16 protein-coding genes and 3 tRNA genes are annotated in these 23,732 nt (G+C 65.0%); 11 read left to right on the plus strand and 8 right to left on the minus strand.

Translation table 11 applies throughout. The annotated features are described in order from the left end of the window. Nucleotides 1-32: 32 nt before the first annotated feature. A complete protein-coding gene (nusA, locus tag AC0IZJ_RS04410) occupies nt 33-1,511 on the minus strand; it encodes a transcription termination factor NusA (RefSeq protein WP_471847020.1) in 1,479 nt (492 codons plus the stop codon). After that, complete coding sequence (rimP, locus tag AC0IZJ_RS04415) at nt 1,508-2,134, minus strand: ribosome maturation factor RimP (RefSeq protein ID WP_457425189.1); 627 nt, start codon at nt 2,132-2,134, stop codon at nt 1,508-1,510. Before rimP ends, nusA begins: the two co-directional genes overlap by 4 nt. A gap of 246 nt (nt 2,135-2,380) precedes the next feature. Here rimP and fabI point away from each other — a divergent pair, with 246 nt between their 5' ends. Further along, on the plus strand, nt 2,381-3,160 hold the full coding sequence (gene fabI, locus AC0IZJ_RS04420; RefSeq protein ID WP_471847022.1) for an enoyl-ACP reductase FabI: 780 nt from the start codon (nt 2,381-2,383) through the stop codon (nt 3,158-3,160). A 7-nt stretch (nt 3,161-3,167) separates the two neighbouring features. Here the strand turns inward: fabI and AC0IZJ_RS04425 are convergent, their stop codons facing one another. Then, nucleotides 3,168-3,854 (minus strand): PEP-CTERM sorting domain-containing protein, encoded by a 687-nt coding sequence (locus AC0IZJ_RS04425; RefSeq protein WP_471847024.1) that lies wholly within the window; start codon nt 3,852-3,854, stop codon nt 3,168-3,170. A 397-nt stretch (nt 3,855-4,251) separates the two neighbouring features. Between AC0IZJ_RS04425 and AC0IZJ_RS04430 the strand changes: the two genes are divergently transcribed. Both AC0IZJ_RS04430 and AC0IZJ_RS04435 read left to right on the plus strand, forming a co-directional pair. Beyond that, on the plus strand, nt 4,252-6,423 hold the full coding sequence (locus AC0IZJ_RS04430; protein ID WP_471847026.1) for a DUF1800 domain-containing protein: 2,172 nt from the start codon (nt 4,252-4,254) through the stop codon (nt 6,421-6,423). Between the two features lie 14 nt (nt 6,424-6,437). Beyond that, the gene (locus AC0IZJ_RS04435; protein ID WP_471847028.1) at nt 6,438-7,769 is read left to right on the plus strand and encodes a DUF1501 domain-containing protein; all 1,332 of its coding nucleotides are present in this window, start codon (nt 6,438-6,440) and stop codon (nt 7,767-7,769) included. A 6-nt stretch (nt 7,770-7,775) separates the two neighbouring features. Here the strand turns inward: AC0IZJ_RS04435 and AC0IZJ_RS04440 are convergent, their stop codons facing one another. Further along, on the minus strand, nt 7,776-10,049 hold the full coding sequence (locus AC0IZJ_RS04440) for an Orn/Lys/Arg family decarboxylase (protein ID WP_471847030.1): 2,274 nt from the start codon (nt 10,047-10,049) through the stop codon (nt 7,776-7,778). 121 nt (nt 10,050-10,170) lie between these two features. On the opposite strand from AC0IZJ_RS04440, the gene AC0IZJ_RS04445 reads away from it, so the two are divergent. The 3 genes from AC0IZJ_RS04445 (at nt 10,171) to AC0IZJ_RS04455 (ending at nt 11,875) form a co-directional block, all read left to right on the plus strand. Continuing rightward, nucleotides 10,171-10,599, plus strand: coding sequence for an NfeD family protein (locus AC0IZJ_RS04445; protein WP_471847032.1), 429 nt, complete (start codon nt 10,171-10,173; stop codon nt 10,597-10,599). Nucleotides 10,600-10,630: 31 nt separating this feature from the next. Further along, nucleotides 10,631-11,548, plus strand: coding sequence for an SPFH domain-containing protein (locus tag AC0IZJ_RS04450; RefSeq protein ID WP_471847034.1), 918 nt, complete (start codon nt 10,631-10,633; stop codon nt 11,546-11,548). A 237-nt stretch (nt 11,549-11,785) separates the two neighbouring features. Further along, nucleotides 11,786-11,875: transfer RNA gene (locus tag AC0IZJ_RS04455), tRNA-Ser, on the plus strand. 125 nt (nt 11,876-12,000) lie between these two features. Here AC0IZJ_RS04455 and AC0IZJ_RS04460 read toward each other — a convergent pair. Further along, nucleotides 12,001-12,720, minus strand: a complete 720-nt coding sequence (locus AC0IZJ_RS04460) for a FadR/GntR family transcriptional regulator (protein WP_471847036.1) — start codon at nt 12,718-12,720, stop codon at nt 12,001-12,003. A 173-nt stretch (nt 12,721-12,893) separates the two neighbouring features. Here AC0IZJ_RS04460 and AC0IZJ_RS04465 point away from each other — a divergent pair, with 173 nt between their 5' ends. From AC0IZJ_RS04465 to AC0IZJ_RS04475, 3 genes are all read left to right on the plus strand, one after another. Next, on the plus strand, nt 12,894-14,237 hold the full coding sequence (locus tag AC0IZJ_RS04465) for a GDSL-type esterase/lipase family protein (protein ID WP_471847038.1): 1,344 nt from the start codon (nt 12,894-12,896) through the stop codon (nt 14,235-14,237). Between the two features lie 273 nt (nt 14,238-14,510). Continuing rightward, nucleotides 14,511-15,557, plus strand: coding sequence for a LacI family DNA-binding transcriptional regulator (locus AC0IZJ_RS04470; protein ID WP_471847040.1), 1,047 nt, complete (start codon nt 14,511-14,513; stop codon nt 15,555-15,557). A gap of 721 nt (nt 15,558-16,278) precedes the next feature. Continuing rightward, nucleotides 16,279-19,449, plus strand: a complete 3,171-nt coding sequence (locus AC0IZJ_RS04475) for a TonB-dependent receptor (RefSeq protein ID WP_471847042.1) — start codon at nt 16,279-16,281, stop codon at nt 19,447-19,449. A 95-nt stretch (nt 19,450-19,544) separates the two neighbouring features. On the opposite strand, the gene AC0IZJ_RS04480 is transcribed toward AC0IZJ_RS04475, so the two are convergent. Next, complete coding sequence (locus AC0IZJ_RS04480; protein WP_471847044.1) at nt 19,545-20,690, minus strand: LacI family DNA-binding transcriptional regulator; 1,146 nt, start codon at nt 20,688-20,690, stop codon at nt 19,545-19,547. A 541-nt stretch (nt 20,691-21,231) separates the two neighbouring features. On the opposite strand from AC0IZJ_RS04480, the gene AC0IZJ_RS04485 reads away from it, so the two are divergent. Continuing rightward, on the plus strand, nt 21,232-22,779 hold the full coding sequence (locus AC0IZJ_RS04485; RefSeq protein WP_471847046.1) for a glycoside hydrolase family 43 protein: 1,548 nt from the start codon (nt 21,232-21,234) through the stop codon (nt 22,777-22,779). A gap of 94 nt (nt 22,780-22,873) precedes the next feature. Continuing rightward, entirely contained in the window at nt 22,874-23,251 is a 378-nt protein-coding gene (locus AC0IZJ_RS04490) for a hypothetical protein (RefSeq protein ID WP_471847048.1), read from the plus strand. Nucleotides 23,252-23,317: 66 nt separating this feature from the next. Here the strand turns inward: AC0IZJ_RS04490 and AC0IZJ_RS04495 are convergent. Then, nucleotides 23,318-23,394, minus strand: a tRNA-Asp gene (locus AC0IZJ_RS04495). Nucleotides 23,395-23,476: 82 nt separating this feature from the next. Continuing rightward, a tRNA-Glu gene (locus tag AC0IZJ_RS04500) sits at nt 23,477-23,552 on the minus strand. Between the last annotated feature and the right edge of the window lie 180 nt (nt 23,553-23,732).

Genomic DNA, 23,732 nt, shown 5'->3' on the forward strand with positions numbered 1-23,732 from the left:
ACTTTTGGTGCGGCGCAGCGTGGGTTGATCGATCAGTCGTTGAACCAATGTTCACGAGCCTTCATGATCAGCGTGCGTGCCGCCGCTTCGTCCAGGCCGGACAGGTCGACCAGCTCGTCCACGGCCAGGTCGGCCAGGTCGTCGCGGGTATTGATGCCACCCTCGGCCAGCTTGCTCAACAGCTCGGGAGTCACGCCTTCGAGGTCGCGCAGGTCTTGCGACACATCGTCAACCTTCTCTTCGCGAGCAATTTCCGCCGTCAGCAGCGCATCCTTGGCGCGGGTGCGCAGCTCGTTGACGGTGTCCTCGTCGAAGGCCTCGATCTCGAGCATTTCCTGCATCGGGACGTAGGCGACTTCTTCCAGGCTGGTGAAGCCCTCGGCGATCAGGATGTCGGCGACCTCGGCATCGACGTCGAGCTTCTCGACGAAGAGCTTGCGGACGCTTTCGGCCTCGACTTCATGCTTGGCGGCCGATTCTTCGGCCGACATGATATTGATGCGCCAGCCGGTCAGTTCGGACGCCAGGCGCACGTTCTGGCCACCACGGCCGATGGCGATGGCGAGGTTTTCCTCGTCGACGACGACATCCATCGCGTGGCGCTCTTCATCGACAACGATCGATTGCACATTCGCCGGGGCCAGCGCGCCGATGACGAACTGGGCCGGGTCTTCGCTCCACAGCACGATGTCGACGCGCTCGCCGGCCAGCTCGGTCGTCACGCCGTTGACGCGCGAACCGCGCACACCGACACAGGTGCCGATGGGATCGACGCGGCGGTCATGGCTGATGACGGCGATCTTGGCGCGCGAACCGCTGTCGCGGGCGCAGCTCTTGATCTCTAGCAGGCCTTGCTCGATTTCCGGCACTTCCTGCGCGAAGAGTTCCTTCATGAACTCGGGGCTGGAGCGCGACAGCATGATCTGCGGGCCGCGCTGCGTCGGGTCCACGCCGAGGATGATGGCGCGCACGCGGTCACCGGTGCGCAGGTTCTCTTTCGAGATCATCTCGCTGCGCTTCAGGCGGCCTTCCACGCGGCCGCTTTCGACAATGATGTCGCCCTTGTCCAGGCGCTTGACCGTGCCGACGAAGATCTTCTCGCCGCGCGACATGAAGTCGTTCAGCAGTTGCTCGCGCTCGGCATCGCGGATCTTCTGCAGGATGACCTGCTTGGCCGCCTGCGCGCCGATGCGGCCGATGGGCACGGACTCGACGGGCTCTTCGATGTGGTCGTCCACCTCGATGTCGGCGATCTGGTCCTGGGCTTCGAACAGCAGGATCTCGGCGTCGGCGATCTGCAGGCCGGCCTCGTTCGGGACGACGTGCCAACGGCGGAAGGTCTCGTACTCGCCCGATTCGCGATCCACACTGACGCGGATGTCGGCCTCAGCGCCGTAAAACTTCTTGGTGGCCGATGCCAGGGCGGCTTCGACCGCACCGAACACGACATCGCGCTCCACGCTCTTCTCGCGTGAGATCGCGTCCACCAGCATCAACATTTCGCGGTTCATTGCTTGAGACCTCCGTCAACCTTGTCTTGGCCGGGCGCCACCTCGGTGGATGCGCCCGCTTGTTTCTTAGCTGCTGCTTTTTTCGGCTTGATGACGCCACGCTGGCCCGGCTTGCGGTCGGGCGCCGGCTCGCCGCCACGCCCCTTGAAGCTGATCACCGGCACGAGACGTGCCTCACGCACTTCATCGAGCGTGAAATCCAGCGCCTGATCGGCCTCGCCGTCGTCGAACACCAGACGCCAGGCCTGGTCGTTCTCAGCTTGCGGCTGGGCGCTCACCACGCCGCGGTACTTTTTCTTGCCCTGGAAAGGTGCTTTGAGCGTGATGTCGATTTCCTGGCCCGCAAAGCGCGCGTAGTGCGCAGCCTTGTTCAGCGGCCTGTCCAGACCCGGCGAGGACACCTCAAGCCGGGAATACTCCAAACCCTCGACCTCGAGTACATACTGCAACTGGCGGGTGACCTTTTCGCAGTCATCCACGTCGATCAGCTCGCCGGCACCCACCTGCGGGCCCAGCTTGTCGATCGTCACGCGCAGCGTTCCACCACTGGCACTGCGTTCGCAGTCCACGAGTTCATAACCGAGTCCGGTTACGGTCGTTTCCACAGCGGTTTGCCAACTCATGCGGGGGCGGGTTTGGATCTAGAAGAAAAGCGAAAAAGCAAAAAAAATGGGCTGGATGAATCCGCCCAACTCGTTTCACCAAAACCAATGACGGCCAGCGCCGGGGGATGTCGTCCGGGGCTGGCGAGGCGCTAGCCCCGTTTTCGGTGAAAGTCGGATTGTACGGTGCAAGTCCCATGCCGGCAAGTCGCGGGCCACTGCGCGTGACAGAATCTGAGGCTGTTTGAGACCTCACAGGAGACAAGAATGGGCTTTCTCGCCGGCAAGCGGCTGCTGATCACGGGCGTGCTGTCCAACCGCTCCATCGCCTACGGTATCGCCCGGGCCTGCCACCGCGAAGGCGCCGAGCTGGCGTTCAGCTACCAGGGCGAGCGTTTCAAGGAGCGCATCACCGAGTTCGCTGCCGAGTTTGGTTCGCAGCTGATCTATGACTGCGACGTGACCAGCGATGAACAACTGGAAGCGCTGTTCAATCAACTCGGCGCGGCCTGGCCGGAGTTCGACGGCTTCGTCCATTCGATTGGCTTTGCGCCGCGTGAAGCGATTGCCGGCGATTTTCTCGAAGGCATGACGCGCGAGAACTTCCGCATCGCCCACGATATCTCGGCCTACAGCTTTCCGGCCATGGCCAAACTCGCGGCGCCGCGGCTGCGCGCCGGCGCCGCCCTATTGACGTTGAGCTATCTCGGCGCCCTGCGCATCGTGCCCAACTACAACACCATGGGCCTGGCCAAGGCGAGCCTAGAGGCCAGCGTGCGATACCTCGCGCAGGCGCTGGGCCCGAAGGGCGTCCGGGTGAACGGCATCTCGGCCGGCCCGATCAAGACGCTCGCGGCATCCGGCATCAAGGACTTCGGCAAGCTGCTGGGCCAATTTGCGGCCCAGGCGCCGATCCGCCGCAACGTGACCATCGACGACGTCGGCAACACCGCCGCCTTCCTGCTGTCCGACCTCGCGGCTGGCATCAGCGCCGAGATCACCTACGTGGACGGCGGCTTTAGCCAGATCGCGATGGCCGGGGAGTAAGGCTGACTCAGCGGCGGCGCCGGGAGGCGACGCCTGCTGCGGCCAGGCCGAGCAGCGCCAGGCCAGCGGGCTCGGGCACCGAGTTCGTGTCGCGCACGATGATGGAGCCGGCCGCGACCTCGCCGTTGTCGCCGACCTCGCCGATGTAGAGAAAGAGGCCGGTCGTCGTGACTGCTGCGGTCAGGTTGAAGTCGATGATGCCGTCGTCACCCATGCTCAGGAAACCGAAGGGGCTGCCGGTCGAGGACTCTGCATCGAACAGGCCCAGCGTCGCGACGGCGTTGTCGACCGCCATGCCCGAGCCATCCGTGCCGAAGAGCTTGGCATCGGCCGGGGCGCGCTGGGCGCCCGCCGCAAACACGGTGCCGGTCGTGAAGTCGAACACCGACAAGCCGAGCGCTGCGCTGGCGCAGGCGGCGTCGGCACAGTCGGTCGTCGACAGCTTGATGGCGTCGAGGTCGAAGCCCGAGAACTGGCCGGTTGAGCCGCCGAGCATGCTGCTGTTGTCGCGGATGCCGATGGACAGGATGCTGGAGAGACCGACGCTGGACAGGTCAGCCTTGTAGACCGCCGTGCCGGCCAGCGTGCCACCGGTGATGCCTGTCAGCTTGGTCAAGGCGACGGGCACGGCCTGCGCTGCGGAGGCCATTGCCAGTGCCGCCGCTGCTGCCACGATTTTGTAAGTTGCTTTCATGGAGGGGTCTCAAACAGTTGTGGACGCGGTCACTGGGCGCATAGCCCATGCCAGATTGCCCCCCTAGCTCCCGCAAGTCACTGCCATATCGTCGATTTTTCTTAGACCAGGATCGGTATCGATGCGGCTTGCCCGGGTTGAACGCCGGTGATGTCATTTCTCCCGACACCCTAGTTCTAGGCATCTGGCCGCGGCGCGTGTAACAAGCTCACATCTGGTGACATCGGCGAACATCAGCTCTGCGAACGCGATGTGACACAACCCGTCGGCCTGTGACAAATCTCGTCAGCCGGCCGGCAGCTGCAGCGTCCAACGGCGACGCGTCTGGTCACTTTTGCGCCGGTAAATGCCGGCATGGTGGTTGCACGCCAGTAGCGGTCGCCTCACGGAGCCGCTCATGCCCGCCCTCCACCCGTTACGTCTTGGCCGCCTTGCCACGCTGACCCTGCTGGGCAGTCTCGGCGCCGCGCCGTTGTTCGCGCAGACCATCACCGTCTACAGCAGCGGCAGCCTACCAGTTGCCAGCACGCGCCAGCTCACCGCCTATGTGCCGTTGTCGCCGAACGGGGTGACTTGGAGCGTCAACGATATTGCGGGCGGCAATGCCAGTGTGGGAACGGTGGACAGTACGGGACGCTATGTAGCGCCGGCCGCCGTGCCGGTGGCCAACAGCGTCATCGTCAAGGCGACGAGCACGGCCTACCCCGCCAAGTCCGGCAGCATCACGTTGATCGTCACGCAGGTACAGCCTCGGCTTTGGAGTGCCAGCCCGGCCAGCGTGCCGGTGGGTGCGTTCACGATCCGGCTGAACGGCGCGGCCTTCCCGGGCAACGTGGCCGTGAAGATCGGCGACGTGCAGGCCACGGTGACGCGGCTCTCCGCGACGCAGCTGCAGGCCACAGCGGTCGCACCCAGCGCGTGGTTGGGCAAAAGCCAGCCGGTGCAGGTGTGGGCGACGGGGCTGGGCGCGATCGGCTCGGACGTCGTCAACCTCAGTGTGTCGGCCACCGCGCCCGCACCCGGCCCCGCTCCAGCGCCCTCCCCGGCTCCGGCTCCGGCTCCGGCTCCGGCTCCGGCTCCTGCGCCATCGCCCGCGCCCGCGCCAGCCCCCTCCCCCTCCCCCGTACCCGGCCCCGGCCAGGGCACGGCCAACCTCGCGGCGGCACGCCTGCTCGAGCAGGCCAGCTTTGGCCCGAACGCCACGGCCGTCGCCCGCGTGCAGAGCCTGGGCGCCGACGCCTGGCTGAACGAGCAGTTCGCGCTGCCCGAGACGCCCATCGCGCTGCCGACCGACAACGGCACGTCCACCGTGGCGTCCCAGATGCTGAACCGCCTGACCGACGCGCCGGACCAGCTGCGCCAACGCGTGGCCTATGCGCTGGCCCAGGTCCTCGTCATCTCGGCCAACAAGAACATCTACCCCAACGAACTGGTGCCGCACCTGCGCACGCTCAGCAAGCACGCCTTCGGCAACTACCGCGCGCTGTTGGAGGAAGTGGCACGCAGCCCGCAGATGGGCAAGTACCTCGACCTCGCCAACAGCAACAAGCCGCTCGGCGGCTCGGCGGCGAACGAGAACTTCGCGCGGGAGTTGACGCAGCTGTTCACCATCGGCCTCGTCAAGCTGAATGCCGACGGGAGCCCGCAGCTCGATCTTGCGGGTCGGACGATACCCACCTACGACCAGACCACCGTGCAGCAGATCGCGCTGGCGCTGACGGGCTGGACCTATGTCGGCACTGGCGCCAACAACTGGGAGAACTTCAGTGGGCCGATGGTGCTGCGAGAGGTCAACCACGACCAGCGGGCCAAGAGCTTCCTCGGCTGCAACCTGTCCGCCAGCCAGGGTGCGGACGCCGACTTGAAGGCCACGCTGGACTGCCTCTTCCAGCACGCCAACACGCCGCCCTTCGTGTCCCAACGGCTGATCCGCCAACTGGTCAAGAGCAACCCGAGCCCGGCGTATGTGCAGCGCGTCGCGGCTGTCTTCATCAACAATGGCAGCGGCGTGCGCGGCGACCTGCGCGCCGTCGTGCGGGCCATCCTGCTCGACGCGGAAGCGCGCAATGACCTGGCCGCCACCAACGACGGCCGGCTGCGTGACCCGATGCAGCACATCGCCGCCACCTTGCGGGCGCTTAACGGCGGTTTCCAGCCCGGCAACGCACTCGGCTGGGAGATCGGCCGCACAGGCCAGACGCCGCTGACGCCGCCGTCCGTCTTCGGCCACTACTCCCAGCTCTTCCGCCTGCCGCAGACCACGCTGGCCGCGCCCGAATTCCAGATCTACACACCCACCGAGGCGACGCTGCGCGGCAACTTGATGTGGGCACTGCTGACCCAGCCGGGCGCCAACATGCGCACCAACCTGCAGCCGTTCATGGCGGTTGCCAACGACACGACGGCGCTGATCAACGCGGTGGATCAACAGCTGCTGTGGGGGCGCATGCCGAGCGCCATGCGCCAGAGCCTGGCGAACGCGATCAACGCCCAGTCCGACGCGACGCAGCGCATGCAGACGGCGCTGTACCTGACGCTGCTGTCCGGCCAGCACGCCATCCAACATTGAGAGGGGACGACAACATGACCGCTCACAACACGACCCGCCGCGCGCTGCTGCACGCCGCCTGCGCGCTCACCGCCACGCCCGCCTTGCCGAGCCTGGCGCAAGGCACCGAGGACTACCGCGCCCTCGTCTGCGTCTTCCTGGCTGGTGGCTGCGACGGGCACAACGTGCTCGTCCCGCAGAGCACCGCCGCCTACGCCGCCTACCGCAGCCTGCGCGGCGGCCTGGCACTGCCCGACCAGTCCGCCAGCCTGCTGCCCATCACGACGACCGACGGTCTGCCCTATGCGCTGAACTCGGGGCTGCAGACCATCCACCCGCTGTGGGCGCAACGCAAGCTCGCGGCGATCGCGAACGTCGGCCCGCTGCTGGCGCCGACGACGCGTGCGCAGATCCTGGCCGGCACGGCGACGCTGCCCGCCAACCTCTTCTCGCACTCCGACCAGATGCTGCAAACGCAGGCTGGCAATGGCAGCGGCGGCGGCACCGGCTGGGGCGGCCGCACGGCGGATGCCTTCCTCGCGCGCAATGGCGCGTCACGCTTCCCGGCGGCCGTGTCGATGGCCGGCGGCGCCTTGTTCGCCAACGGCGCGCAAGTGCCCAGCGCCAACCTGGTGCCGGGCTTCAATCTGGACGTCAGCGGCATGGACACCTGGCCTGCCTCGGCCACCGCCGCGCGCAGCCAGGCGCTGAACGAGATCCTGGCGCTGGATGGCGGCGTGAAGCTGATCCAGGCGGCCAACCAGGTCAGGCGTGATGCGCTCAGCCTCGGCACGCTGCTGCGCAGCAGCGGCGCCGGGACGGTCAACACCGTCTTCCCAGGCACGGACCTCGGCCGCCAGCTGCAGCAGGTCGCCCGCGTCGTCGCGCTGCGCGGCAGCGTCGGCGTGCGACGCCAGGTCTTCTTCGTGCAGCTTGGCGGCTTCGACACGCACAGCGGCCAGAGCTGGCAGCAGTGGGACCTGCTGCGCCAGCTCGGCGACGCGATGGGTGCGTTCTACAACGCGACCGTGGAACTCGGCGTGTCGCAGCTCGTCACCAGCTTCACGCAGAGCGAGTTCGGCCGTTCGCTGCAACCGAGCGGCTCGGGCAGCGACCACGGCTGGGGCAACCATCACCTCATCCTCGGCGGCGCGGTCAAGGGCGGCCAGGTCTATGGCCGCTTCCCCTACCCGGCGCTCGGCGGTACCGACGACTCGGGCAGCCGCGGCGCGCTCATTCCCAGCACCTCGCTGGAGCAGTTCGGCGCGACGCTGGCGCGCTGGTTCGGAGTGGACGCAGCGGGCCTCGGCACCGCGTTCCCGGCCCTCGGCGCCTTCGCGCCGCAGGACCTGGGCTTCATGACCTGATGAGGGTCAGGCTTTGACGCAATCGACGTAGTAGAAGCCGCGCCCCGTCTCTTCGTCGATCTCGTGCACGAGGCCGTGCACGTCGGTCGCGAAGCCCGGGAACTTGGAATTGAAGCTGCGAGTGAACTTCAGGTAGTCGACGATCTTCTTGTTGAAGCGCTCCCCGGGCACCAGCAGCGGAATGCCGGGCGGGTAAGGCGTCAACAGAGAAGTCGTGATGCGGCCTTCCAGATCATCGATGCCGACGCGCTCCGTGCGGCGCTGGGCGATGTGGGCGTAGGCATCGGTGGGCGTCATGGCCGGCTGCAGATTGGACAAATACATGTCCGTCGTCAGCCGCGCAATGTCGCCCTCGGCGTAGGCCTGGTGGATGCTCTGGCACAGGTCGCGCAGACCCATGCGCTCGTACTTCGGGAACTTGGCGCAGAACTCCGGCAGGATGCGCCACAGCGGCGCGTTCTTGTCGTAGTCGTCCTTGAACTGCTGCAGCGCGGTCAGCAACGTGTTCCAGCGGCCCTTGGTGATGCCGATGGTGAACATGATGAAGAAGGAGTACAGCCCGGTCTTCTCGACGACCACACCGTGCTCCACGAGGAACTTGGTGACGACGGACGCCGGGATGCCGGTCGTGGCGAAGCGCCCTTCCATGTCCAGCCCGGGCGTGATGATGGTGGACTTGATCGGGTCCAGCATGTTGAAGCCTTCGGCCAGGCCACCGAAGCCATGCCAGTCCTCGTCGGCATGCAACATCCAGTCGTCCGCTACCGGCTGGCTGCCATGGTCGTCCTGCGCGCGCAGGAAGTCTGGGCCCCAGACCTTGAACCACCAGTCCTCGGCATAGTCGGCCTCGACCTTGCGCATCGCGCGGCGGAAGTCCAGCGACTCGCGGATGCTTTCCTCCACCAGCGCCGTGCCGCCGGGAGGCTCCATCATGGCTGCCGCCACGTCGCAGCTCGCAATGATCGAGTACTGCGGCGAGGTCGACGTGTGCATCAGGTAGGCCTCGTTGAAGAGGTGCTTGTCGAGCTTGACGCTCTGCGAGTCCTGCACGAGCACCTGAGAGGCCTGCGAGATGCCGGCCAGCAGCTTGTGCGTGGACTGGGTCGCGTAGACCATGGCCTCCTTCGGGCGGGGGCGGTTCTTGCCCATCGCGTGGAATTGCCCATAGAAGTCATGGAAGGCCGCATGCGGCAGCCAGGCCTCGTCGAAGTGCAGCGTCGGGATGTAGCCGTCGAGCTTCCTCTTGATGGTCTCGGTGTTGTAGAGCACGCCGTCGTAGGTGCTTTGCGTCAGCGTGACGATGGCGGGCTTGACGGTGGCCGGGTCGATGTGCGCCAGCAGCGGATTGGCGGCGATCTTGGCGCGGATGGTCTCCGGGCTGAACTCGCTTTCCGGGATGGGGCCGATGATGCCGTAGTGGTTGCGCGTCGGCGTCATGAAGACGGGGATGGCGCCGCACATGATGATGGCGTGCAGGTTGCTCTTGTGGCAGTTGCGGTCGATGACCACCACATCGCCCGGCGCCACCGTGTGGTGCCAGACCATCTTGTTGGACGTGCTCGTGCCGTTGGTGACGAAGAAGCAGTGGTCCGCGTTGAAGATGCGCGCCGCGTTCTTTTCGCTCTGCGCGATCGGGCCGGTGTGGTCCAGCAACTGGCCGAGCTCCTCCACCGCATTGCACACGTCGGCGCGCAGCATGTTCTCGCCGAAGAACTGGTGGAACATCTGGCCGACCGGGCTCTTCAGGAAGGCGACTCCGCCGGAGTGGCCCGGGCAGTGCCAGGAGTAGGAACCGTCCTGTGCGTATTCCATCAGCGCCTTGAAGAACGGCGGCGCCAGGCCATCGAGGTAGCTCTTGGCCTCGCGAATGATGTGGCGGGCCACGAACTCCGGCGTGTCCTCGAACATGTGGATGAAGCCGTGCAGCTCACGCAACACGTCGTTAGGCAGATGCTGGCTGGTGCGCGTCTCGCCGTAGACGTAGATGGGGATGTCCGGGTTGCGGTTGCGGATCTCCTGGATGAACTTGCGCAGGTTCAGCACCACCGGGTCCATCTCCGGGCCAGGCGTGAACTCTTCGTCGTCGATGGACAGGATGAAGGCCGAGGCGCGGCTCTGCTGCTGGGCGAACTGCGACAGGTCGCCGTAGCTCGTCACGCCCAGCACCTCCATGCCTTCCTTCTGGATGGCCTCGGCCAGCGCCCGGATGCCCAGGCCCGAGGTGTTCTCGGAGCGGTAGTCCTCGTCGATGATGACGACGGGAAAGTGAAAACGGATCATGGGCAGCCTCCAGCGGGCGGGCATCAAAAAACGAAGCGGCGAAGTGTAGGGCCGCAGTGTGTTTGGCCCGTGTCAGCGCAGTCTATAAACTGACCCGACAACATTGATCTCGGGAGACAAGATGGACTGGAACTGGGCCACCGCCTGGTGGATCGCGGCGGGCGTGCTGGTCGCCGTCGAATTGGCCACCGGCACCTTCTATCTGCTGATGCTTGCCGTGGGCGCCGCCGCCGGTGCGCTGGCGGCGCACCTGGGCTTGGGCGAGACCGGCCAAGTGCTGACCGCAGCCGTCGTGGGCGGCGCTGCGGTCATAGCTTGGCATCTCAGGCGCAGCCGCATGCCCGCAGCCGCGCCCGCCGCCAGCAATCCCGATGTCAACCTCGACGTCGGTCAGTCCGTCCAGGTCGATTCATGGACGGCCGATGGCCTGGCCAAGGTGCAATACCGTGGGGCCGCCTGGCAGGCGCGCTTCATCGGCCCAGCGCCAGCGCAGAGTGGCCGGCATGTGATTCGCGCGGTTGAAGGCAGTTGCTTGCTGCTCGACCGCTGATCTTCAGACCAACAACACACCGGGAGGCCTCATGGGGTTCCAGATCGCACTCGTCATTCTCGTCATCGCAGCCATCTTCGTGGTGCGCTCGATCAAAGTCGTCCCGCAACAGAACGCATGGGTGGTGGAGCGCCTAGGCAAGTACCACGGCACGCTCACACCGGGTCTGAACTTCCTCGTGCCCTTCGTCGACCGCCTGGCCTACAAACACTCGCTGAAGGAGATCGCGCTCGACGTGCCGAGCCAGGTCTGCATCACCAAGGACAACACCCAGTTGACCGTCGACGGCATCCTCTACTTTCAGGTCACCGACCCGATGCGCGCCAGCTACGGCGCCAGCAACTACGTTGTCGCCATTACCCAATTGGCCCAGACGACGCTGCGCTCCGTCATCGGCCGCATGGAGCTGGACCGAACCTTCGAGGAACGCGCCGTCATCAACACCTCGGTCGTCGAGGCTTTGGACGAGGCGGCGCTTAACTGGGGCGTCAAGGTGCTGCGCTACGAGATCAAGGACCTGACTCCCCCGCCGGCCATCCTGCACTCCATGCAGGCCCAGATCACGGCCGAGCGCGAGAAGCGCGCGCTGATCGCCGCCTCCGAAGGCCGCCGTCAGGAACAGATCAACATCGCCACTGGCGAGCGTGAAGCGGCGATTGCCCGGTCAGAGGGGGAAAAGCAAGCCGAGATCAACAGCGCCCAAGGCGAGGCGGCGGCCATCACGGCAGTGGCCGATGCCACCTCGGACGCCATCCGCAAGATCGCCGCCGCCATCCAGCAGCCAGGCGGCGACCAGGCCGTTCAGCTCAAGGTGGCAGAGAAAGCGGTGGATGCCTTTGCGCAGCTCGCGCAGAAGAACAACACCATGATCGTGCCCGGCAATATGAGTGAGGTGGCCGGTCTGATTGGCACCGCCATGAGCCTGCTCAAGGCCGGTGGCAAGGTTTGACGACGCTTGGATAAAAATCCGCGAAGACCCTGAAGGGCGGTGGCGGGCACAAGAAGTGCGGGACGCCGAACTAAAGCGATCGAGGAGACGCTGTTCTGAAAGCTCTGGGGTCAGGAGCCTTTCCCTCTGCACGGTCCATTTGAACAATGTCGTTCATCAACTCGAGTGGCGCCGCGCCATCGGCCCGCTGCCCTCCTGCGTTTGACCGCTACGTTGCGTTATGATTGCGGGCTTGCAGGAGAGGTGGATGAGCGGTTTAAGTCGCACGCCTGGAAAGCGTGTGTGGGTTTATCCCCACCGCGGGTTCGAATCCCGCCCTCTCCGCCAGAGCAATATTCTCAAGTCATTCAAGACCGTCCCAGAGGCGGTCTTTTTTTGCCCGATTCATAGACAAAATCGGTCACGCACGCTGAATTTGATCTCCATGTGATTCCGTTTTTCACGGCCACTCATTAGTCGGCGTCGCTACGGAAACCCGGTTCAGAGGAAACCCCGATCCAGCGGCCACGCGAGGCGAGCAAATGGCTGCACATCGCAGCTGAAGCGGTTTGGGGGTTGCGAGCAGCCAGCGCATGGACGATGGCTTCGTGCTCCACCAGCGCGGCATGCCAGGTATGCGGCGATTCGACTCGGCCGCTCATGTGCTTGGCGAGCGGGCTGTGGCGCCCATCGAAGAGCGTTTCAACCATGCCGACAAGCACCGGGTTCCCGCACATCTCGGCAATGCTCAGGTGGAACCGCCTGTCGGATTCCACCGGCTTGCGCCCGTGGACATGGTCTTCGCGCATCGCGTCCAGCGCGTCCTCAACCCGCTGCAAACCCAGTTTCGTAGCCCTTGCGGCGGCCAGCATGATGACTGCACTTTCGAGCACGACTCGCGCCTGCATGAGCTCCTCGGGACTCTCCCCCAGTGGGAGCGTCGCCGCCTCACCCCCTTGCGCGGCGCAGAGGTACACCCCCGAGCCGCCGCGTATTTCGACACGGCCTTCAATCTCCAAGGCCAGAAGCGCCTCGCGCAGAGTGGGTCGCGACACACCGAGCCGCAACGCCAGCTCACGCTCCGCCGGCAGGCGCGATCCCGTAGTGATGCCGTCGGTCTCGATAAGCGCGCGAATGCGGTCGGCGGCCAGCTGATATTGCCGTCGAGGTTCACCGCTTCGTTGTTGAGTCATGTGGGACGACTGGCAATTGGACTGACCAAATGCTAGCGACTCTGACGGCGCAGCGGTGAGCCCTGGGGAAAATCCCAGGACGGCCCCCGACCGATATGGCAAAGTGGCATGACCAAAATGTTGGCAGCAAATCAGCGGCTGCCCGGCTCACCGCCCTGTGGCGGCTATCACCAATGACCAGCGCCCTCTTCTCCAGAATCACCTCCAAACGTGCTGCCGCCGGTCTGCTCGGCGCCGCTTCAGTCTTCTTCGCTGGCGTGGCGCAAACGCAGCCAAGCCCTGACCTGACCATCCTTCCCGCACCGGCCGGCGCCTGGCGCATCGTCGTAGGCCATTGGGAGAAGCAGGTCGAACTGGCGGGCGACAGCGTCGTCGCGCCGCCGCCAACCGCTAAATACGCCCGTGCTGGCTTCGTCGGCGCCAGCGCTCTGATCAGAGGTGGTCAGCGCGAGGCCGTGCTGCTGGAGTGGAAAGACCTCTGGCAGGCCTCGCTGCGGATCGAGAGCACAGAGCCGCTGGACCTGCGCCCCTACGAGGGCGGCACGCTGGAATTCGATCTCGACGTGGCCGAACTGGCCAAAGGCGGCGTGCGGGCCAAGGTCGGATGCGGCGAGGGCTGCGACCGGGCGGTCAACCTGATCGAACCTGCCCGCCGCTGGGCCGGCAAGGGATGGCAGCACGTCGCGCTGCCCATGAGCTGCTTTGTGCGCGACGGGGCCGACTTCTCAAGGGTCGGGCTGCCGTTTGGCATCGAGGCAACCGGGGCGGGCCGCGTCAGCGTCGCCAACGTGCGCATCACGCGCACCGCCAAGGCAGGCCTGGCCTGCCCGGACTACCGCACCGAGTCGGTCACGCCGGCGACGCTCGACGAGTCGTGGGCCATTGACTGGTGGCGGCCACGCCATGAGCAGAAGCTTGAAGAGAAGGCCAGGCTCATTGCCGCCGGCACGCCGCCAGAGATCGTCTTCATCGGCGACTCCATCACCCAGGGCTGGGAAAAGGAAGGCAGCGAAGTCTTTCAGCGCCACTTCGCGCCGCACCATGCGCTCGCCCTCGGCTTCGGCGGCGACCGCACCGAAAACGTACTGTGGCGGCTGCAACATGGCGAGGTCGACGGCATCGCGCCGAAGGTGGCGGTGCTGATGATCGGCACCAACAACGCCGGACATCGGGCAGAGGTCCCGGAGAGGACGGCGGCCGGGATCAAACGCCTGCTCGATGAGCTGCGCAAGCGCCTGCCCAAAACCCAGGTATTGCTCCTGGCGATCTTCTCGCGCGGCGACAAGCCGAACGACTTCCTGCGCGGCATCAACGAGCAGACGAACAAGCTCATCCAGGGCTTGGCCAATGGTCGCAGCGTTCACTTCCTGGATATCAATGCCGCCCTCCTCAATGCGGACGGCACGCTCAGCAGGGACGTCATGCCAGACCTCCTTCACCCTAACGCCAAGGGCTACGACATCTGGCAGCGCGCAATGGCGCCGACGCTGCACAAGCTGTTGAGGGAGCAACCGTGAAGCCCGCGGGCGCTGTGACGTCCGACGCCGCCACGCTGACAGTAGTTCGTGCTTGCACGAGCCACTGCCAAGCTAGCGAAAGCCGTTCCGCCTGGTGAGCATCTGGACCGCTGCATCCTGAAAGACGGTGCCGCCGTCCCATGACTCGCTGATAGGGCGGCCACATGGTGAAGCCGTAGAAACACCAAGATCATGTTAGCTATCAGTTCATATGATAGCGATAACAAGAATCCGGAGACAAGCGTGCATCCTCAATCCGCTCCCCTGGATAGCATGGGCATCCGATTGCCCTCCGCCAAACACGAACATCGTGCGCGGCTGAACGACGTTGCCCGTGAAGCTGGCGTCAGTCTGGCCACGGTCGACCGCGCGCTGCACCATCGCCCCGGCGTCAGTGATCGCACGCTGCTACGCGTGCAGCAGGCCCTGCAGCGGCTCTCCGTCGTCCAAGCACGGGCGCCTGCCCGCAATCGCGCCTCGCTGCTGTGCTTCCTGCTGCCTGCCGGTGACAACTACTTCGTCACCATGCTGCGCAGCGAGTTGGAGATGCTCGCTCCCTGGTTGCTCGAACAAGGGGCTCGCATAGAAATTCGCACCACCGATGCCTTCGCACCCGCCGCTGCGGCTGCGGCAGTGAAACGCTTGCGTGGGCAGTACGACGCGATCGTGCTGATGCTGCAGGACCATCCGTTGGTGCGCGAAGCCGTCGAACGCACGGCGGCGGACGGCACCTGTGTTGTGACCTTGGTGTCGCAGATCGCGACGCGCCAAACGACGCATTTCGTGGGCATAGACAACGCAGCTGCCGGCCGCACAGCCGGCACCCTGCTCGGCCGCTCCACCGGCGAGCGGAGTGGGCGCGTCGGCATCATCATGGGCTCTCGCGGCTTGCAGGACCACGCCGAGCGCCTGCGAGGTTTCGGCGAGTTGATGGGCGCAAGGCACCCTCGGCTGGCGCTGCTGGAACCCATGGAATGCAACGACCGCGACGACCTCACGCGAGCCGCTGTAATGGAATTGCTCGCTGCGCACCCTGATCTGGTGGGGCTGTACAGCATCGGTGCAGGCAACAGCGGGATCCACGCCGCAGTGCGCGGGGCGGGCGCAACCGGCCGGGTCGCGTGGGTCTGTCATGAACTGACGCCCGACACGCGCGCCGCCCTGCTGGATGACAGCGCCAGCGCCGTCATCGGCCAATCGGTTTCACACGAAGCGCGGGCTTCTTGCCATCTGGCGCTGAACTTGTTGGCAAGGCGCCCGGTGCTGCACGGCGTCGACCCGATTCGCATCGAGATCTACCTGAAGGACAACCTTCCCTAGCGCCGGTTGAGGCGCACCGGTTTTCATGTTCGTCCTACCGCGCGCCGCAGGGGCGGGCAGCCCGCGAGCAGATCGGTGTCCAGCCGGGAAAGGGCGGCATGGACAGGCAGCTTCTCGAACTCGGCTGTCACGACCCAAGGCCTGTTCAGCGCCGGTGTGACGAGCCGCCACAACGCTTCGCTCAGTCGCTACTGATAACGCAATCACGCAAGGTTTCGGTCGTATGACATGGCTCCCTTGCAGACGACCCGGTAGCAACGCCCGCACAAACGCGGCGCCATTACCCATCTCAAACGCTGCGCCGGCGCCCGCCTCTTCCAAGTGAGTTTTCGGCGCTGGCTTATCTATGAAAACCGGAACCAACAGGCCCCTCTTGCGCCGGAAACCAGTCAACCAGTTGGCCAAATCGCAACACCACGCAGAGTCGGTTTGATCACTTTTTTTCGCGGATCAATGTCGATTTCCGTATCACCCGAAGTCCTTGCCCACGAGAAGCCACCTCAGGGCACCGCGGGCCTGAAGTCGCAAGGGTGAAACCCAGGTACCACGCGATTGGTAGCGTCTAACAATTGAATTTCTGACAGTGAATTCCGCAGGCTCCGTTGTGATGGCAACAGCACACGGACTTGCTTCAACGATGCACAAGCGCCGCCTGGCGCTGTGCACCAAGGGCCTGGCAAGGCTTCCAACGTTCCGGCCCTCGCGGCCATAGGAGACAAAAATGAAAAATACCCCACGTGTCCGGGCTTACCGTCGCCCGTTGCGGGCCGCTCGTGGCGCAATGACGCTGTCCGTGCTGGCAGGGCTCGTCAGTCAAGCCTATGCGCAGCAACCCGCTGCACCTGCTGACAAACAGCAGCTCGACACCGTGGTGGTGAGCGGCTTCCGCAGCTCGCTGGCAGCTTCGGCCCGTGAGAAGCGCGACACCGTCGGCCTGTCCGACTCCATCCACGCCGAGGACATCGGCAAGTTCCCCGACAACAACCTCGCGGAATCGATCTCCCGCGTGCCAGGCGTGCAGGTCAACCGCGACTTCACCGGTGAAGGCCTGAACATCCAGGTGCGCGGCCTCGGCTCCAACTTCACGCGCATCCTGCTGAACGGCGCGCCGATCGCGTCCGCCGGCACGAGTGGCGGCAGCGCCTCCAACGCGAACCGCGAGGTCGACCTCGACTTCCTGCCCGGCGACCTGTTCTCGCGTGTCACCGTGTCCAAGAGCCCGACGGCGCAGACGCTGGAAGGTGCCATCGCCGGCGTTGTGGACATGCGCACCGCCCGGCCCTTCGACAAGGCCGGCACACGCGGCGTGCTGAAGCTGCAACTGGCCAAGAACGACCCGTCGCCGCACGCCAGCACGCGCGGCACGGCGCTGTACAGCACCACGTTTGGCGACACCTTCGGCGTGCTCGTCGGCGCGTCCTTCGCCCGCAACCGCGTGGCGACCCGCGGCTTCGAGGTGGGCTATGTGCAGGACTGGATCACCCCCCGCTTGGCCATCCCGTCGCAGTCGACCGCAGGCACGGCCGGTACGACTGCCGGCGCCTGGAACATTCCCACGACCGTGCCTGCTGCTGCGGCCGGCACCTATACCGTCGGCGGCGTGACCCAGACGCTGACCGCCGGCCAGGCCATCGACGCTGCACTGCTCAAGACACTCAATCCCGGTGCGACCAACCAGCAGCTGGACAACGGCTATGTGCCCCGCCTGCCCCGCCCCGTGTACTTCGAGGGGCAGCGCGACCGCCTGAACGGCCTGCTGAGCGTCGAGTTCCGGCCGACGGAAGCCTTCGACGCCTATGTCGACGTGCTGCTGGGCAGCAAGACGAACAAGCAGGAACGCTCCGACTTCAACATCAGCATGCGCAACGGCGCCGCCATCCCGATGGGGATGTCGTACGACCGCAGCGACTGCGGCAACTACTGCTTCGCCACGGGCGGCACCTTCCTGAACACGGTGGGCTTCCTTGAATGGCGCCGCCAGGACGAAAAGACGCACTTCACATCGCTGACCCCGGGCTTTGAGTGGCGCCTCACGGACAAGTGGACGCTCACCGGCCAGGTCAACATGGCGCGCAGCGGCTTCAAGCGCCTGGCGCCGACGCTGCTGGTGCCCACCAACGCGGCCAAGCCGTTCACCACGAACATCAGCCACAACGGCGACTTCCCGGTCTACACGCCGAGCAGCGACCCCAACGACCCGAAGACCTTCGGCTGGTACACCGGCGGCCCGACCGGCGTCACGGCCACCATCAACGGTGAAGGCCGCGAGATCCGCACCCGCGGCGCACGCTGGAACCTGGCCTGGGGTGACGAGAAGCTCACGGTCAAGGGCGGCATCGCCTATGACACCTACAACCGCAGCATCACCGGCATGGGCGACGACGGCCGCTGGGCCAACATTGCCTGCGGCGGCAACCTGAACTTCCAGATGCTGGCGCCCAACAACACGGGCCCGAACCCGTGCAACGGCAGCATCACGGCGGCCAACGCAGCCTTGACGAACCCGCTGACCCAGTACCCCGGCTACGGCAGTGGCTGGACCGCCGGCAAGCCGCCGCTGGCCTACCTGGGCTCGGCCGTGCCCGACATGTCGCAATACCTGACGCCGGGGCGCGCCGGCTTCGTCAGCCTGGACTGGGCCCGCTTCGCCGAGGCGACTCAGTACAACCAGCTGTCCAGCAACCTGATCCCTGCGACCGGCAACGGCTTCAGCGGCGTGTCGGCCCAGCGCTTTGGCGAGAACGTCTTCGGCAGCTACCTGGAAGTGTCGGGCCAGGCGCGCATCTTCGACCGCCTGCTGCGCTATGACCTGGGCCTGCGCCACACGCACGCCATGCAGACCATCGGCATCTTCGCCAGCGTGCCGGACCCGCGCACGACCGCTCTGCCCGACGGCGGCACGACCAACGCGAGCCAGGGCGCGCGCTACCCGGCGCAGGTGGTGGAGACACAAGGCCGCACGTCGTACAACACCAACCTGCCGAGCGGGACGCTGGCCTACAGCATTGCTGACGACATGATCGTGCGCGCGGCGGCGTCCAAGTCCATCACGCGGGCCAACCCGAGCGACCTGCGTCCGCTGACGCTCACCGTCAACGACGTGGCCTTCCAGCTGGTGTCGGCTACCAACCCGAATCTGAAACCGTTCGAGGCCAAAAATCTCGACCTAGGCTGGGAGTGGTACACGGACAAGAAGGGCAGCTACCTCGCCGCCGCGTTCTTCAAGAAGGACATCAAGAACTTCCCGCGTTCGGTGACGCAGCAGCTGACGTTGACGCAGCTCCGTCAGATCTACGGCCCCAACTCCATCACCTACGCTGCGGGCAGCCAAGCCGAGACGGCGGTGAACGCCAGCGGCGGCCCGGACAAGCACCTGATGACGCTGAGTCAGCCGGTCAACACGGCTGACGTCATGAAACTCAAGGGGGTGGAGCTGACCTGGTCGCAGTCGCTGGATCGCTGGCTGCCGTGGAACGGCTTCGGTTTCGTCACCAACTACACCCGCACCATGCAGGACGCCGGCACCAGCGGCCAGGTGCCCATCGGTGTGTCACCCTACACGGCCAACCTGGCGGTGTACTTCGAGAACAGCCGCGGCTCCATTCGACTCAGCAACAGCTATCAGGCGCAGAGCTCGTTCGACACGATGGCCTCGGACGGCAACAACGCCTTCCGGCTCATCAAGGCGAACCGTGCCTACTTCGTGATGGACCTCTCCACGCGCCTGGAAATCGGCGATTGGGTGGGTTGGAAGAAGGGCCTGTCGATCAACTTCGACGTGGCCAACCTGGGCGCGGCCAAACAGAAGTCCTTCGTGCAGGAAGAGTACGCGACGCGCACCTACTGGGATCCGGGTCGCACCTACCAGCTGACGGCGCAGGCGAAGTTCTGATCCTCGCCAGCCGGGCGCCGACCTCGGCGCTCACCGCAGGGCTGGCTCGCGCCGGCCCTTTCTGATGCCCGGCGTGAGTTGCCCGGCTCGCGCGATCAACCCCGACTCACTGCACGCAACTTCGGCAGAGGCGTTACTGCGGACCGTTTGCGGGGAGCGGCGTCGGACTGGCGCCGGATGAGCTCGCAGTCCATATGCACCACCTGCGGCTCGAATTCCTGCGCCTCGCGCCTCGCCTTCACCTGCCGCACGAGCAGGCTGACCGAACTGGCGGCCATCATCCTGATCGGCTGGCGAATCGTCGTCAGCTCCGGGCGGCTGCTCGTCGCGATCGGCGTGTCGTCACATCCCACCACGGTCAGGTCGCCCGGGACGTCGAGCCCGAGCTGATGAGCCACCGTCACCGTGGCTGCGGCCATGTCGTCGTTGCTGGCAAAGACTGCCGTGGGGCGCGACGCCCGGGCCAGCAGGGTTTCAGCGGCCACCAGCCCGGAGTTGTAGGTGAACAGGCCGGGCACGACGAAATCGTCCGGCGTGATCAAGCGCGCACTGCGCATCGCACTTCGGAACCCGTTCAAGCGGCATTCAGTGGCGCTGTGGGTCGCGCTGCCGGTGATGAAGCCGATGCGTTCATGTCCCAGCGCGATCAGATGCTGCGTCATCTTCATCGCAGCGCCGTAGTGGTCCACCCCCACGGAACTCACCCTGGCGTCCGGCCTGCCCGGCGCCACCAGCATGGTGGCAAGGCCCCGCTCCAGAACACTGTCGATCAGGGCACCGCAGTCGCTGAGCGGCGGCGCGATGATGACCGCGTCCAGGCCGCTGGCCAGGAATGAATCCACGCTGCCGGCGCCACGATGTTGGTCGACCCATTCGACGGCGAGTTGCACGCTGCTGGAACTCGCTTCGTTGATGAGCCCAATCAGAAACTCACTCAGGTAACCCGCGCTCGGGTTGCTGTAGAGCACGCCGACCCGGATGGGTTCTATGTCGACAATCCGCCGTATCTCCTGACTGGAGACGTATTTCAATTCGGATATTGCAGCGAGGACGCGGTCACGCGTCGAGGCCCTGACTGCTTGCTCGCCATTGACAACGCGCGACACCGTCATAGCGGAAACTCCGGCACGCCGGCCGACATCCGCCAGCGTCGCTGGCTTGTTCCGCTGCGCTTGGTTGGCTTCCAGGTTATCCATATTTCGTAGTATTGACGAAAGCGTCGATTCAGGAGGCGTCACCATCACACGATGCGTTCGATTCCAAAAATGCGATATTGACGATGTCTGATCGAATCTAGGCTATCGCCACGCCGCCAAATATCATTTGCCTGCAAAAAACAATCTACGTGGTATCGGCTTGCGCCACCAACCTCGTCAGACCCGTCGGCGTGCGCAGGCGCGCTTAACGGGATCAAGTCCCAACCTTATCATCAAATGGTTGCGCCACCATTTCCATACAACCCACAGTGCCTTTTCGGATGTGCAAATCGCATCAAAGCGCCGGCCTCTTCGATTGGAATTGGGACGGCGCCACCGCGACCTCCACCTATGAGACTGCCCGAAATTACTCTGGGGATGTAGCCGCCTCCACGAGCAAACCCCAAGAGTCACACACTGGATGATATCGCTATCATCCGAAAAACTTTGGAGCCTGTGCGTGACATCCTTGCCCTCAACCGTGGCTTTCATTGCGGGCGCACTGCTGGCCGCCTGCGCGCCAAGCGGCGCCCAAAGCCTTGCCCCCGAGGCGGCGAAGCAGCAAACCGCCAACGCGCCTGCGTCCATGCCCGCCACTTTCAGCAACCCGGTCGTCAGCGGGTTTGCCTCCGACCCGAGCGTCTGCCGCGTTGGCAGCGACTTCTATCTGGTGACCAGCACCTTCGAGTACCTTCCAGGGTTGCCGATCTATCACAGCCGTGATCTCGTGCATTGGCGGCTGATTGGCAATGCCCTGTCCCGCGAGACGCAGATCAGCTTCGTCGGCCGCAAGAGTTCACAGGCGATTTTTGCGCCGACCATCCGCTGCGAGGGCGGCCGTTTCTACATCGTGACGACCGACGTCGACGGGATCGGCAACTTCTTCATCACCGCGACCAACCCGGCCGGGGAATGGTCGGACCCTGTCCGCCTGCCAGAGCCGGTTTTCGGCATGGACCCGTCCTTCTTCTTCGACGACGACGGCACCGTGTTCTACACGCGGCACGGCGGTGGCCGCAATGGTGGCGTCTATCAGGCTCGCGTCGACCTCAAGGCCGGCAAACTGCTTGAAGAGCCCCGGCTGGTGTGGAGCGGCATGGGCGGTATCTGGCCCGAGGGCCCGCATCTCTACAAGCGAAACGGCTGGTACTACCTGATGATTGCCGAGGGTGGCACGTCCTACGACCACCGCATCACGATGGCGCGCTCGCGGTCGCCCTGGGGGCCCTTCGAGCCCCATCCCGACAACCCGGTCCTGACCCATCGCAACCTGCCGGAGCATCCGCTGCAGGCGCTGGGCCACGCCGATCTCGTGACCACGCCGCAGGGTGAGTGGTGGGCCACGCTGCTGGCCATTCGCCCCCAGTCGGCGGCGGGCGGCCGTCACCATCACATCGGCCGCGAGACGCTGCTTGCGCCCGTGCACTGGCGCAAGGATGACTGGCCCGAATTCGGCCAGAACGGCGTGCTGGCCGAGGCTCAGCCGACTCGCGGCCTTCCTGGCTGGGCACCCTGGCCGCAACCGCCGGTGCGTGAGATTTTTGCGGCTGATCGCAAGCTGGCGCCGCACTGGGCCTTCCTGCGCACGCTGGCCAAGGACCGCTGGTCACTGACCGACCGGCCGGGTCACCTGCGGCTGATCGGCGCGCGCACCGGCCTTGATGTCATCGGCACCCCTGCCTTCGTCGGGCGCCGCCAAGAGCGCCTGAACCAGCGCTTTGCAACGGAGCTGGACTTCAATCCTGCCGCCGATGGCGACGCAGCCGGCGTGGCCCTGCGGATGAATGAATCGCACCATGTGCTGCTGCGCGTCACCGGTCTGGAGGAACGCCGCGTCGAATGCCAGCAGCGCCTGGGCAACCAGCCCCGGGTGGTGGCCTCGGCGCCCATCAAGTCAGGCGCCGCCGTTCAACTGCAGGTCGTCGCCACCCCTGCCGAGTACACCCTGTCCTGGAGACAAGCCGGCGAGGCACAGGCCTGGCAGACCTTGTGCAGAATCCCCACCCACCAGCTGTCGACGGAGACATCGACCGGGTTCACCGGTGTCTACATGGGGCTGTATGCGTTCAGTGATACGGCCAAGCCCGCGACTGCTGATTTCGCCTGGGTCGATTTCGAAGCACTCGGCCTTTAGCGCACGCCAACTCTTGCATTTGACGGGCAGTGGCTTACTCGTTTGGCGCGATGATTCAGCCCCTGGGCCCGGTTCGCTTTCAGACGCAGCCCGAATGGCACATGCATCATTTGCAGTTCATCCCTGTGAAAACGCAATTCGTCGCTCGACCCTGGTTTGGTCGCTGCAATTGCTGAACACTCTTGGTCATGCCTTGCCCGATGCAAAGCTGGAGTTCGAAATGCGACGAATCAAGGGATGGATGAGTCTGGGCCTGGTTTTTGGCCTGCTGGCCGGGGGCCTGCCCGCACAAGCCAGCGAAGTGGTCAAGCTTGCACGGCTCGTCGTCAGCGGCAAGCGGGCGCCCAGCGAGGCTCCGCGCTCGACCCCGCCAGAACCCCGCCCAGCTGCGGCAGCGCAGACGCAGGGCGGCGGAGGCGGAGGCGGTGATGAGGCTGGCAATGCGCCGGCGCCTGCACGCGGCGTTTCCTGAACTTCTTAAATCCCTCAAAGCAAAATGCACCCAAACCCGAGAAGGGTTTGGGTGCATTTGCAATTTTGGCGGAGTGGACGGGGCTCGAACCCGCGACCCCCGGCGTGACAGGCCGGTATTCTAACCAACTGAACTACCACTCCATGTGGGATGCATTTCGAGCATTTCTCAATACTCGCAAGCCGCATCAAACTTGGCCGTCTTACGACGGGATTGCCAATAAACTGGCGTCCCCTAGGGGATTCGAACCCCTGTAATCACCGTGAAAGGGTGGTGTCCTAGGCCTCTAGACGAAGGGGACAAACTCGAAAACCAAACTCAAAAAGCAAACTCAAAAAGCAAACGGCCAATAAATTGGCCGTTCGTTTATCGAAATCCCGAAATCGGAATTTCCGATGGAATCCTTGGCGGAGTGGACGGGGCTCGAACCCGCGACCCCCGGCGTGACAGGCCGGTATTCTAACCAACTGAACTACCACTC

It is taken from the genome of Roseateles sp. AC306, assembly GCF_979253795.1.

Coding starts and splice junctions, on each gene's coding strand:
- AC0IZJ_RS04445 (WP_471847032.1), top strand. CDS start 10,171: ATGGACTGGAACTGGGCCACCGCCTGGTGGATCGCGGCGGGCGTGCTG.
- AC0IZJ_RS04450 (WP_471847034.1), top strand. CDS start 10,631: ATGGGGTTCCAGATCGCACTCGTCATTCTCGTCATCGCAGCCATCTTC.
- AC0IZJ_RS04430 (WP_471847026.1), top strand. CDS start 4,252: ATGCCCGCCCTCCACCCGTTACGTCTTGGCCGCCTTGCCACGCTGACC.
- nusA (WP_471847020.1), bottom strand. CDS start 1,511: ATGAACCGCGAAATGTTGATGCTGGTGGACGCGATCTCACGCGAGAAG.
- AC0IZJ_RS04460 (WP_471847036.1), bottom strand. CDS start 12,720: ATGACTCAACAACGAAGCGGTGAACCTCGACGGCAATATCAGCTGGCC.
- rimP (WP_457425189.1), bottom strand. CDS start 2,134: ATGAGTTGGCAAACCGCTGTGGAAACGACCGTAACCGGACTCGGTTAT.
- AC0IZJ_RS04480 (WP_471847044.1), bottom strand. CDS start 20,690: ATGGTGACGCCTCCTGAATCGACGCTTTCGTCAATACTACGAAATATG.
- AC0IZJ_RS04490 (WP_471847048.1), top strand. CDS start 22,874: ATGGCACATGCATCATTTGCAGTTCATCCCTGTGAAAACGCAATTCGT.
- AC0IZJ_RS04435 (WP_471847028.1), top strand. CDS start 6,438: ATGACCGCTCACAACACGACCCGCCGCGCGCTGCTGCACGCCGCCTGC.
- AC0IZJ_RS04485 (WP_471847046.1), top strand. CDS start 21,232: ATGCCCGCCACTTTCAGCAACCCGGTCGTCAGCGGGTTTGCCTCCGAC.
- AC0IZJ_RS04465 (WP_471847038.1), top strand. CDS start 12,894: ATGACCAGCGCCCTCTTCTCCAGAATCACCTCCAAACGTGCTGCCGCC.
- fabI (WP_471847022.1), top strand. CDS start 2,381: ATGGGCTTTCTCGCCGGCAAGCGGCTGCTGATCACGGGCGTGCTGTCC.
- AC0IZJ_RS04475 (WP_471847042.1), top strand. CDS start 16,279: ATGAAAAATACCCCACGTGTCCGGGCTTACCGTCGCCCGTTGCGGGCC.
- AC0IZJ_RS04440 (WP_471847030.1), bottom strand. CDS start 10,049: ATGATCCGTTTTCACTTTCCCGTCGTCATCATCGACGAGGACTACCGC.
- AC0IZJ_RS04470 (WP_471847040.1), top strand. CDS start 14,511: ATGGGCATCCGATTGCCCTCCGCCAAACACGAACATCGTGCGCGGCTG.
- AC0IZJ_RS04425 (WP_471847024.1), bottom strand. CDS start 3,854: ATGAAAGCAACTTACAAAATCGTGGCAGCAGCGGCGGCACTGGCAATG.